General features: G+C 69.4%; 8 protein-coding genes and 1 pseudogene. 5 read left to right on the forward strand and 4 right to left on the reverse strand.

The annotated features are described in order from the left end of the window. Window positions 1-873, reverse strand: a pseudogene (locus tag OXR08_RS18035) (type I secretion system permease/ATPase); the annotation flags it as partial. A 276-nt stretch (window positions 874-1,149) separates the two neighbouring features. Between OXR08_RS18035 and OXR08_RS18040 the strand changes: the two are divergent. Further along, entirely contained in the window at window positions 1,150-2,097 is a 948-nt protein-coding gene (locus OXR08_RS18040; RefSeq protein WP_267351980.1) for a glutaminase, read from the forward strand. Here the strand turns inward: OXR08_RS18040 and OXR08_RS18045 are convergent. From OXR08_RS18045 to OXR08_RS18055, 3 genes are read right to left on the reverse strand one after another with little or no spacing between them, the layout of a single operon-like run. After that, window positions 2,009-2,383: a DUF3325 family protein gene (locus OXR08_RS18045; RefSeq protein ID WP_161555500.1), complete on the reverse strand. Its 375-nt coding sequence runs from the start codon at window positions 2,381-2,383 to the stop codon at window positions 2,009-2,011. The two genes, OXR08_RS18040 and OXR08_RS18045, sit on opposite strands and share 89 nt — an antisense overlap. Then, window positions 2,376-3,947: a PepSY-associated TM helix domain-containing protein gene (locus OXR08_RS18050; RefSeq protein WP_267351983.1), complete on the reverse strand. Its 1,572-nt coding sequence runs from the start codon at window positions 3,945-3,947 to the stop codon at window positions 2,376-2,378. The genes OXR08_RS18045 and OXR08_RS18050 overlap by 8 nt, the downstream gene beginning before the upstream one ends. Next, entirely contained in the window at window positions 3,944-4,255 is a 312-nt protein-coding gene (locus OXR08_RS18055; RefSeq protein ID WP_267351985.1) for a hypothetical protein, read from the reverse strand. Before OXR08_RS18055 ends, OXR08_RS18050 begins: the two co-directional genes overlap by 4 nt. An 83-nt stretch (window positions 4,256-4,338) precedes the next feature. Here OXR08_RS18055 and OXR08_RS18060 point away from each other — a divergent pair, with 83 nt between their 5' ends. The 4 genes from OXR08_RS18060 to OXR08_RS18075 all read left to right on the forward strand — a co-directional run. Beyond that, complete coding sequence (locus OXR08_RS18060) at window positions 4,339-6,642, forward strand: TonB-dependent siderophore receptor (RefSeq protein WP_267351987.1); 2,304 nt, start codon at window positions 4,339-4,341, stop codon at window positions 6,640-6,642. A gap of 64 nt (window positions 6,643-6,706) precedes the next feature. Next, window positions 6,707-7,522 carry a ferredoxin--NADP reductase gene (locus OXR08_RS18065; protein ID WP_267351989.1) on the forward strand — a complete coding sequence of 272 codons (816 nt, stop codon included), beginning with the start codon at window positions 6,707-6,709 and terminating at the stop codon, window positions 7,520-7,522. Between the two features lie 5 nt (window positions 7,523-7,527). Then, the gene (locus tag OXR08_RS18070; protein WP_267351992.1) at window positions 7,528-7,896 is read left to right on the forward strand and encodes a LysR family transcriptional regulator; all 369 of its coding nucleotides are present in this window, start codon (window positions 7,528-7,530) and stop codon (window positions 7,894-7,896) included. Between the two features lie 105 nt (window positions 7,897-8,001). After that, the coding region (locus OXR08_RS18075) for a TonB-dependent receptor (RefSeq protein ID WP_267351991.1) at window positions 8,002-10,207 on the forward strand (2,206 nt) is incomplete at its 3' end.

The raw sequence follows: 10,207 nt of genomic DNA on the forward strand, positions 1-10,207 counted from the left end.
GCTGCTGCGGGCTTGCGCGATGCTGCGCCAGGTGGCGACGAGCTGTTCGATGGGGGCGAGCGCACGGGCGATGAGGAAGGAGGCAGCGAAGATCGCGCCGGCCGAGATCATGTCGTCGATGGCGAGCAGCGCACCGAGGCCGAGCGCCAGGCTTTGCAGCGCGAGGCGGGTGAATTTGGTGGCCGTCAGGTAGCTGCCGCCGGCCAGCCCCGCCTCGGTCTGGGCGACGAGCATCGCATCGCGCTCGCGCTGCTGGCGGGCGACAAGGGCGCGGCGCATGCCGAGCGCGCGCACCGCCTCTGCCGAGGAGAGCGCGGCGTCCTGCGCGGCATAGGTGCGCGCGGCGATCGCCTGCGCCTGATCGAGCCGGGGGCGGGTGGCACGTTCGTTGGCGAGCGCGATCAGCGGCAGGGCGATGCCGCCGAGCAGCGCGACCGCGCCGATCCAGGGATGCACGACGAAACAGACGAGGATGTAGAAGGGCAGCCACGGCGCGTCGAACAGCGCCAGCATCGCCGGGCCGGTAAGGGTGGCGCGGAACTGGTCGAAATCGCGCAGGGCCTGCCGCGCCTCGGGTGCCTCGGGCCGGCCGAGCGTGGCGTCGAGGAGATGCGGGGCCACCGCGGCGTCGAGCGCGACCCCGGCGCGGGTGAGCAGGCGGGTGCGGGTGCGATCGAGCAGCGCCAGCGTCATGAGCGCAAAGAGCAGCACCAGCGTGAGGAAGAGCAAGGTCTGCCCCCCGCGGGTCGGCACCACCCGGTCATAGACCTGCAGCATGTAGAGGGTGGGGGCCAGATAGAGCAGGTTGAGCAGCGCACTGAACACCGCCGCCGCGGCGAAATGGCGGCGGCATTGCGCGAGGGCGGCGCGCATCGGGCTGTCGGAACCGGGCGACATCAATGGGTTGGAGCGTACACCATCGAAGGGAGTGACCCAAGGGGGGTATTTGCGGTGGCGGTTCGCGCTTCCCCTTCCCAACATCCGTTCGGCCTGAGCGAAGTCGAAGGCCACGCCGTACCGCTTGTGCTTCGACTTCGCTCAGCACGAACGGAGGTGATGGCGGCCTACTGGCGTGCTTCGACGGGTGGATGGCCTTCGCTCGGCACGAACGGAGGTGGTGGGTCGGATATCGATGCCCTAGGATCGGGCATGGTCGACCTGTCCGCCGTCATTGCCGAGATCGCCGCCGAGATGAAGGCGGCGCCCGACCGGGGGGTGCCGGCCCAGTATATTCCGGGTCTTCGCGACGTCGATCCGGCGCGGTTCGGGATGGCGGTGATCGAGATGGACGGGACGTGCCATCTGGCGGGCGACGCGGAAGAGGCGTTCTCGATCCAGAGCATTTCCAAGGTCTTCGCCCTGACGCTGGCGCTGGGCGCGGTGGGCGACCAGTTGTGGACGCGGGTGGGGCGGGAGCCGTCGGGCACCGCGTTCAACTCGATCGTACAGCTTGAGACCGAACACGGCATCCCGCGCAACCCGTTCATCAATGCCGGCGCGATCGTGGTGTCGGACGTGCTGCTCGGCCGGCACGAACCGCGCGAGGCGATCGGCGAGATGCTGCGCTTCGTGCGCGGGCTGGCGGGGGAGGAGGACATCATCGTCGACCGCGCCGTCGCCGCCGCCGAGATGGAGACGGGGCACCGCAACATGGCGCTGGCGCATTACATGCACGCCTTCGGCAACCTGAAGAACCCGGTCGAGCGGGTGCTGGGATTCTATTTCCACCAATGCGCGCTGGCGATGAGTTGCCGGCAACTGGCGCTGGCGGGGCGTTACCTGATGGCGCGCGGGGTGCAGCCCGGCGCCACCGCCGGGGAAAGGGGGCGATCGGTGGTGTCGCCGCAGCGGGCGCGGCGGATCAATGCGGTGATGATGACCTGCGGCCATTATGACGGATCGGGCGAGTTCGCCTTTCGCGTCGGCCTGCCCGGCAAGTCGGGCGTGGGCGGCGGCATCCTGGCGATCGCGCCGTGCAAGGCATCGATCGCCGTGTGGTCGCCGGGGCTCAACGCCCGCGGGAATTCGCAGCTAGGGACACTCGCGCTGGAACGGCTCGTGCAGCGGACGGGCTGGTCGGTGTTCGACCCCGGCTGAGCGCCAGCGCCCGGCGCAGGGGCGCAAAGGCGAGCGCGGGGCGGAAGGACAGCAGCAGGACGAGCGCGACACCCGCGACCGAGGCGGCACCTAGCGCGCGGACGACGCGCTCGCCGGTGAGTTCGGTGCCGCAGGTGGTGAAGGCGAGCACGAGCGCGAGGCTGCCGAGGAAGCGCAGCGCACGCTTGGCGCGGGGATCGCAGACCCCGGCCTCCCGGCAATGCTTGTGCGAGGCGGCGGCCATCAGCCACAGGCCGAGAAAGCTCAAGAGGATGGCGTCAGGCATGGACGAGCTGCTCCTGTCGGGGGGCAGTGGTGCGGCGCCCTTTCGGCGCGGGGGGACGGCGGCTGGCACGCCAGGCGGCAAGCGCCAGGGTGAGGGCGATGACCAGGGTGGCGATGTCGACGCCGGCAAAGACCATGTCGCCGGTCGCCAGCGCGTGGAACAGGCCGCGGTCGGTGGTCGCGGCATCGACGATGGGGATCGCCGCCCAGGCCAGCGCGCCGAGCGCGAAGAGCTCGGCCCAGGCGCGGCGGGCGGGGCGGGCGAGCTGGACGAGGGACAGGATGCCCCAGACCCAGAACATCGCGGATACCTCGGCGGCGGCGCGCCCCTGTGCCTGCGCCGGGATCAGGCGGTTGGCGAGCAGATAGGCGGCCATGCCGATCGGAAAGGCGGCGACGACGGCGATGTTGAGCCGTTCGACCAGGCGCAGGCCGAAAAAGGGCGCGGCGTTCGGGCGGCGGCGCTTGGTGGTCCAGAGCAGCAGGCCGGTGCCGACCATCGCCGCGCCCGTCAGGCCGAGCGCAAAATAGGCCCAGCGCAGCGCCGGCCCGGCGAACCCCGCGATATGCAGGCCGAGCATGACGCCGGCGGTGGAGAGCGCGGGGCCGGCGTCGGGGGCGATGGCGAGGACGCGGCCGGTGGCGCCGTCATAGGTGATGGAGGGGGTGCGCGCGTTGATCGATCCGCGGGTGTGGCGGCTGACGGTGACGGTGGCGGCGGCGTCGTTGGGGTGGCGGACGACGAGGCGGGTGGCGGGCTTGCCCCAGCGCCCCTCCGCGTCGCGCACCAGTGCGGCGACATCGACCAGCGGGGCGCGGCGGCCGCTCGCCTCGCCCTCGGCGGGCAGGCCGTATGCGGCCTCGGCAAAGGCGAGCGGCCTGGCGTAGTTCGCCGCCACCGGCCAGGGCATGTACATCGCTACCAGCGTGATGAGCCCGGTATAGGTGATCATCGCATGATAGGGCAGTGCGAGGACGGCAGACACGTTGTGCGCGTCGAGCCACGACCGCTGCCCCTTGTTCCAGCGCAGCGTGAAGAAGTCGGCGAAGATGCGCTTGTGGGTGATGACGCCCGAGATGATCGCGCCGAGCATGAACATCGCGCACAGCCCGGCCAGCCAGCGGCCCCAGGGGTGCGGCAGCTGAAGCTGGAAATGGAAGCGGTAGAAATGCTCGCCGCCGCGTGTGTCGCGGGCGTGGAGATCGGCTCCGGTGGCGGGATCGAGCGTGATCTCGCCGGGGCCGCGCTGCGGCTTGCCGTCGGGGCCGGGGGCGAGCAGGCGAAAGGCGCGGGTGGCGACGGTGCGGTCGTCGGGCAGGTAGATGTACCATTGCACATCGTCCGGTCCGTCCGCGTTCAGACGGCGGACCGCGGCGCCCGCGGCCTGCGACGGCGAGACGGCGGCGGGGCGGATCTCCGGCTGCATCCACTGGGTGATTTCCGGGCGGAAATAGCTGGCCGTGCCGGTCAGGAACATCGTGAACAGGATCCAGCCGGCGAGAAGGCCCAGCCAGCCATGGATCGTCGCCATCGACTGGCGCAGGCCGATCGCCGCGGCACTCACGGACGAACGCCCAGCAGGCGGAGCGCCGCGAACCCCAGCGCCGCGCCGCCCCAGATCACCAGCGACACGCGGCCCAGCCGGTGGTCGTGCAGCCCCCACAGGCCAACCGAGACGAAGACGAGGAAACTGAGCACCATGCCCCATCCGGTCGCCTCCGCCCGTTCGATCGGCAGCAGCCGGGCGAGAAGCGTCACGGCGACCGCGGCAAAGGCGTAGCCACCGAACAGCACCGTCACGCAGCGCCAGACGACGCCGGCGCTGTGGCGCGCGGCGGCATGGCGAGAGGCGGGAACGGGGCCGGCGGACATGGGCGGCGAATTTTCCTTGTCACGGTGATCGGCTCCCTTTAGCAGCCTCTGCGAGTCATTATCAATATCACGGGGGAAAATTTATGCGCCTGGCGGGATGGCTGGCGGGAACGATGCTGGCCGGCATGGTGATGGCGCCAGCGGGCGCCGACCCGATCGCCCCGGACGAGGACACCCAGACGCGCTCTGCCGAAGAGATCGTAGTGAACGGCCAGCGCGGCGAGACATCGGCCAAGTCGGGGACCAAGACCGACACGCCGCTGATCGCGACGCCGCAGACGATCACCGCGATCGACAATGCGGAACTGACCCGGCGCAACGCGCTGTCGATCAACCAGGCGCTCAGCTATGTCGCGGGCGTATCGCCCAACCAGCGCGGCAACGTCGCCACCCGGTACGACCAGTTGTTCGTGCGCGGCTTCTCGCCGGCGATCTTCATGGACGGGATGCGGTTGCAGGGCGGCGTGTACGCGATCCCGCAGATCGATTTCCACCTGGTCGACAGCGTCGACGTCATCAAGGGGCCGGCATCGGTCCTGTATGGCAGCGCGACGCCGGGCGGTCTGGTGAACCTGACCAGCAAGCTGCCCTATGCGCAGGCGGGCGGGCGGATCGAGCTGGCCGGCGGCAATTTCGATCTGGTCCGCTCGGCGATCGACGTGAACCAGCCGCTGGACCAGGACGGCACATGGCTGTTCCGGGTGATCGCGGGGGCCGAGCAGTCGGACGGTTTCGTCGCCCGCACGCGTAACCGGCGCTATTATGCGCGACCGATGCTGACCTTTGCGCCGGACGACCGGACCAGCATCTCGCTGCTGCTGAGCTATCAGCGCGATCCGGAGGCGGCATCCTATAGCGGCGTGCCGGTTTACGGATCGGCGCTGCGCAATCCGTTCGGGCGGTTTCCGATCGACCTGAACGTGTCCGAGCCGGCGTACGAGGCGTTCGACCGCAAGCAGAAGTCGGCGACGCTGCTGGTCCGCCACGACCTGTCCGATGCGGTACGCTGGACGACCAATGCGCGCTATTTCGATGTCGACCTGCATTACCGGCAAATCTACCTGTCCGCCTTTGCGACCACGGGCGCGGGTGCTGCGCGGCAGACCGATTTTTCGACGATCGTGCGCGGCGGTGGCGGATCGGACGAGGCCTTCCGGACGATCACCATCGACAACCACCTGTCCGCCAGCTTCGGCACCGGGCCGGTCGGCCATACGCTGCTGGCGGGCGTCGACTGGCAGAACAACCGGGGTGTGAACGACCAGCAGTTCAACACCGGGGTGACGAACAACCCGGCGACCAGCATTGCAAACCTGAACCTGTTCAACCCGGTCTATGGCGGGGTGCAGCCGAGCTTCCCGCTGCTCCAGACGCGCAACCGGCGCGCGATCGATCAGGTCGGGCTGTACGTGCAGGACCAGATCGCGATCGGGCGGTTGCAGCTGATCGCGAGCGGGCGGTGGGACTGGTACAACCAGGCGACGATCAACCGCAATCTGGCGCCGGGCAACACCAGTGCGCTGGCGCGCCTGTCGCAGACCGCGTTCACGACGCGGCTGGGCGCGCTGTACGAATCGAAGATCGGGCTGTCGCCCTTCTTCAGCTATTCGGAGAGTTTCGAGCCGCAGGCCGGCGTGCTCTACACGATTGGTGGCGGCAGCGGCAGCGTGACGACGGCGCCGTTCGTGCCGGTGACCGGGCGGCAATATGAAAGCGGGCTGAAATACCAGCCGGCGGGGACGAGCGCGCTGTTCACCCTGTCCTTCTTCGACCTGCGGCGGCGCAACGTGCCGGTGGGCGATCCGCGCGCGGGCGTGGTGGCGGGCATACCGACCGGCGCGCAGGTGCAGGTGGGCGAGGTCGCGGTAAAGGGCATCGAACTGGACGGGCGCGGCGAGATCGCACCGGGCCTGGATGTGACGGTGGCGGGCACCTACACCGATCCGCTGGTGACGCGCGGCACGCCGGTGGTCGGCAGCGGCGCGCAACTGGCCGGCGTCACCGGAACACGGCCGCTGGGCGTGTCGAAGTGGAGCGCGTCCGGCTTCGTCAGCTACGACCTGACCAGGGCGGGCGTCGCCGGGCCGCTGGGCGGCGTCACCATCGGCGGCGGTGTCCGCTATGTCGGCGAATCGGACGGTACCGCCAGCTTCGTGCGCGCCAACCAGACGGTGGTGGAGCGGTTCCGGTCGCCCGGCTTCGTGCTGGCGGACGCGGTGCTGGGCTATGACCTGGGCCGGCTGGATGCGGCGATGACCGGGCTGACCTTTACCGCCAATGTGAACAATCTGTTCGACAAGCGGCACATCGCCTCCTGTTTTTTCAACAACAGTTGCTATTTCGGTGCATCGCGGACCTTTGTGGGCAGCCTGCGCTTCGCATGGTAAGGGCGCGTCATCGCTTGCAGGATCGAGAAGTGGAGGACGGCGCCCGGCGCCGGTCCCAAGGAGCATGAGTGTGTTGACGGAAACCAAGGTCGAACTGGCGCCCACCGCGGCGCTGAGCGTGGAGACGGTGCAAAGCGTCCACCATTGGAACGAGCATCTGTTCTCGTTCGCCATCTCGCGTCCCGACAGCTTCCGCTTCCGGTCCGGCGAGTTCGTGATGATCGGCCTGCCCGGCGACACGGGCAAGCCGCTGCTGCGCGCCTATTCGGTGGCCAGCCCGTCCTATGACGAGAAGTTGGATTTCCTGTCGATCAAGGTGGCGGACGGCCCGCTGACCTCCAAGCTGCAAAAGGTGCAGCCGGGCGACCAGATCTATCTGGGGCGCAAGCCGACCGGCACGCTGGTCGCCGACGCGCTGCTGCCGGGCAAGCGGCTGTTCATGCTGTCGACGGGCACCGGGCTGGCCCCCTTCCTGTCGGTGGCGCGCGATCCGGACATCTATGACCTGTTCGACGAGGTGGTGATCGTCCATTCGGTGCGCCGGGTGAGCGATCTGGCCTATCATGACGAGCTGTCGGCCAGGCTGGCCGACGATCCGCTGGTCGGCGAAGTCGCGGCGGAGAAGTTCCACTATGTCCCCACCGTCACGCGCGAGCCGTTCCACACGACGGGGCGGATCGACGCGCTGATCGAGAGCGGGCGGTTGTTCGCCGACCTGCCGAGCGGGCACGCGTTCAACCCGGAGACGGACCGGATCATGATGTGCGGCAGCATGGACATGATCAAGAGCCTGGGCGCGCAGTTCGAGGCGATGGGCTTCCCCGAGGGGTCGAACGCGCAGCCGGGCGCGTACGTGATCGAAAAGGCCTTTGCCGGATAATGTCGGTGCGCCGGGGCCCGCTGAAGCTGAAGCTGCAGATCCTGTGCGGCGAGGTGATCGCGATGGGCCCCGGCAAGGCGGACCTGCTGGAAGCGATCCGGCAGCACGGGTCGATCTCCGCGGCGGGGCGTGCGCTGGCGATGAGCTACCGCCGGACGTGGCTGCTGGTGGACGAGATGAATCGCTGCTGGTCGGCGAAGCTGGTCGCCACCGCGCGCGGCGGCGGGGCGGACAGCGGCGCGCGGCTGACCCCGGAGGGGGCGCGCGTGCTGGCCGCGTACCGCGCGCTGGAGAGGGTGGTGGATGCCTCCGCCGCGGACAGCGCGGCGCGGGCCACACTGGAGGCGATGCTGCGCGAGGCACCCCGCGACTGATTCTCACAGTTTCGCCCGTTTATGTGCGCCGGGCATAATTCTGCGACAAATCGCCCCTAGTCGGCACCTCGATTATCAGTTCGGGGAAGTGTGACGATGCGGAGCATGATGGCAGCGATGCTGATGGGGGCGGTGGCATGGCCGGCCATGGCGATCGCGCAGACCGCGCCCGCGACACCGTCGACCACGACACCCGCGGCCCAGAGCGATCCGCAGGACGGCGCCGATGGTGCGGGCGGCGCCGACGAGGCCGCGGACGGCGAGGCGGATATCGTGGTCACCGGTGCCCGGCCGCGCGGCTCCGTGATCGGCGACATTCCCCCCGACCAGACGCTGAGCCCGGCGGACGTGCGCTCCTACGGCGTCAGTTCGATCGCCGACCTGCTGACCGAATTGACGCCGCAGACGACGAGCGGGCGCGGCGGCGCGCCGGTGGTGCTGCTGAACGGCAAGCGCATCTCGGGATTCCAGGAAATCCGCGACCTGCCGACCGAGGCGATCAGCCGCGTCGAGATCCTGCCCGAGGAGGTCGCGCTGAAATATGGCTATAGCGCGGACCAGAAGGTGGTGAACTTCGTGCTGCGCAACCGCTTCCGCTCGACGGTGGTGGAGGCGACGGGGCGGGTGCCGACACAGGGCGGGCAGGTGTTCGGCGAGGGCGAGGTGGATCTGGTGCAGATCCGGCGCGACAAGCGGTTCAGCCTGCATACCGAATATCAGGAAAGCTCCGCCCTGACCGAGGCGGAACGCGGCATCACGGCGCCCCAGACCAATTTCGGCTTGAGCGGCAATGTGCTGGGCGCAGGCGGACGCGGCGAGATCGACCCGGCGCTGAGCGCGCTGACCGGCACCGCGACGACGATCGTCGGGGTGCCCGCAGGGGTCGCCGATCCGACGCTGGCGCAGTTCGCCGGCACGCCGGCCGATCTGCTGGACGCCACCCGTTTCCGCACCCTGCAGGGTGCGCAGCGGCAGTTCGGCACCAATGTGACCTATGCGCAGCCGATCTTCGGCAACATCTCCGCCTCGATCAACGCGCAGGTGCAGACGACGCAGAGCACCAGCCTGCAAGGCCTGCCCACCGCGCAACTGGCGCTGCCGTCGGGCAACCCCTTCTCGCCCTTCGGGACCGACGTGGTGGTCGCGCGCGGGTTCGACGGTGACTTCTCGCCCCTGCGCCAGCGCAACAACGCGCTGACCGGGCGCCTGGGTGCCGCGCTGAACGGCGAGCTGGGGCGGTGGCGCTGGACGCTGACGGGCGCCTATGATCGCAGCGAAAGCCGGGTGGCGACCGATACCGGGCTGGATGCGGGCGACTTCAACACGCAGCTGGCGGCGGGTGATCCGGGCGCCAACCCGTTCGGGCCGCTGACCCCGGTGGACCTGCCGCTGGCGGCGCGCAACTTCGCGCGTTCGACCGCCCAGACCGGATCGGTCGACGCGCTGCTGAACGGCCGTCTGTTCAGCCTGCCCGCGGGCGACGTTTCGACCAGCATCAAGGTGGGGGCGGACACCAATTCGGTGGACAGCCGCTCCTTCCGCTTCGGCGAACTGCGCAGCGCCGACATCTCGCGCGATACGGTGAACGGGCAGGTGAACCTGGACCTGCCGATCGCCAGCCGGACGCGCGGCGTGCTGTCGCCGCTCCGGCAATTGTCGCTGAACCTGAACGCCGGCGTGAACGAGGTATCGGACTTCGGCACGCTGACCACCATCGGCTACGGCGCGAACTGGTCGCCGATCGAGGGGCTGCGGCTGATCGCCAACGTCACCGATGCGGACAGTGCGCCGTCGCCCACGCAGCTCGGCAATCCGCAGATCACCACGCCCAACGTCCGGGTGTTCGATTATGTGCGCGGCGAAACCGCGACGGTGACGACCATCGGCGGCGGCAATCCGCTGCTGCGCGCCAGCAACCGGCATGTCGAGCGGCTGGGCCTGACGCTGAAGCCGTGGAGCCAGACCGATCTCAACCTGACCGCCAGCTTCGTGAACAGCCGGACCGACGATCCGGTCATCGACCTGACGGCAGTGACCGCCGAGATCGCCGCCGCCTTCCCGGACCGTTTCCTGCGCGACGAGACGGGGGCGCTGGTGCGGCTGGATACGCGGCCGATCAATTTCGCGCGGACCGAGCGGTCCGAACTGCGCTGGGGGTTCAACTTCTCCAAGCCGATCAAGTCGCAGATCCAGCGGCAGATCGAGGCCTATCGCGCCGGGCAGGGTCCCAATCCGTTCGAGGGACTGCGCCCGCCGGGCGGCGAGCGGCGGGCGCAGTCCCTCGCACGGATTGGGACCCTGCCCGGCGCGA

The organism is Sphingomonas sp. GM_Shp_2, from assembly GCF_026540875.1.
Taxonomy (GTDB): domain Bacteria; phylum Pseudomonadota; class Alphaproteobacteria; order Sphingomonadales; family Sphingomonadaceae; genus Sphingomonas; species Sphingomonas carotinifaciens.

Coding starts and splice junctions, on each gene's coding strand:
- OXR08_RS18065 (WP_267351989.1), top strand. CDS start 6,707: ATGAGTGTGTTGACGGAAACCAAGGTCGAACTGGCGCCCACCGCGGCG.
- OXR08_RS18040 (WP_267351980.1), top strand. CDS start 1,150: ATGGTCGACCTGTCCGCCGTCATTGCCGAGATCGCCGCCGAGATGAAG.
- OXR08_RS18060 (WP_267351987.1), top strand. CDS start 4,339: ATGCGCCTGGCGGGATGGCTGGCGGGAACGATGCTGGCCGGCATGGTG.
- OXR08_RS18055 (WP_267351985.1), bottom strand. CDS start 4,255: ATGTCCGCCGGCCCCGTTCCCGCCTCTCGCCATGCCGCCGCGCGCCAC.
- OXR08_RS18045 (WP_161555500.1), bottom strand. CDS start 2,383: ATGCCTGACGCCATCCTCTTGAGCTTTCTCGGCCTGTGGCTGATGGCC.